This is a genomic window from Bradyrhizobium prioriisuperbiae, from assembly GCF_032397745.1.
In the GTDB taxonomy this organism is placed as follows: Bacteria; Pseudomonadota; Alphaproteobacteria; order Rhizobiales; family Xanthobacteraceae; genus Bradyrhizobium_A; species Bradyrhizobium_A prioriisuperbiae.
On sequence record NZ_CP135921.1, the window covers coordinates 7,896,155 to 7,897,096 of the forward strand.

At 56.5% G+C, this 942-nt stretch carries 1 protein-coding gene; it reads right to left on the reverse strand.

Features of this window, described 5'->3' with window-relative positions:
* Nucleotides 1-25 precede the first annotated feature (25 nt).
* Nucleotides 26-754 (reverse strand): MDR/zinc-dependent alcohol dehydrogenase-like family protein, encoded by a 729-nt coding sequence (locus RS897_RS36735; protein ID WP_315833554.1) that lies wholly within the window; start codon nt 752-754, stop codon nt 26-28.
* Nucleotides 755-942 lie beyond the last annotated feature (188 nt).

Sequence of the window (942 nt, forward strand, 5' to 3'; positions counted from 1 at the left end):
GACGGATGCTGCTGTTCTAAGAGCGTCAGCGGCTCCGAATTTGCAGAACGCTTTTTCCAGAGGTCTTCCTGCTCGCAAGGACGTCCATTGCGGCGCACACCTGCTCAAGTCGGGACTCGGCTGTGACACGAGGCTTGAGGTTTCCCTGACTGATCCGGCCGAGCAGGTCTGCGTGTATCTTGGCTGTGGCCGTGAGGTCTCGATCCTGCCCGGCTCCGTATTTCACTCCGATCAGCGAACTCTGCATTGCTGCCAGACCGACGCCGCCTGCAGCACCCATGACAACCAGCCGCTCGCTTGGGATCAACCGCACCCGCGTGTTCAGCGCGTAAAGCGTGGAGCAGTACGGGGCACGATAAGCGGCCGCGGAACGAAGGTCAACATCTTCAGGCAAGCGCACTGCTCTCGTTGCGAGCGAGATCATCTCTTCGGCGAAGGCTCCCCGTCGTGCTGCCCTTAAGCTGCCGTTGGCATCATCAAATCGCGGAGACGAAATCGCGCGTGGCTGTATGGCCATTGGGAGGGCCGGCGCTGGAGGTATGTTATTCAGGCGGCAGGACCAATACTTCCACGCGACCTCATACGCTTCCGTTTCCGCCAACTTTTGCTCCGCCACTCCATGCATCGCACAAAATAAGATCGATACCAAAATGAATTCTAGCTCGATCGCTTGGTAGAAGGCTGACTTGCAGCGTGAATAGCGGCCAAACATCCGTGCGCATGATCTGGTGCGACAACTGCTTGCGAATGCCATCTAGCCGCTCACCCGGGTCCGCAATGTCACTTAAGTCGTTGATAGCGCAGCAATGTCGTGTGGTGGACTTCTCTAAGATTTTTTGTTGCCCATCGGGAAGAACTACCGCGCGCAACATATCATGTCGATCGATCAGGGACTGTCATGCCAGGATGAATCTGCTTACATCAAAGTGCTCGGCATCAAAT

Coding starts and splice junctions, on each gene's coding strand:
- RS897_RS36735 (WP_315833554.1), bottom strand. CDS start 754: ATGGCATTCGCAAGCAGTTGTCGCACCAGATCATGCGCACGGATGTTT.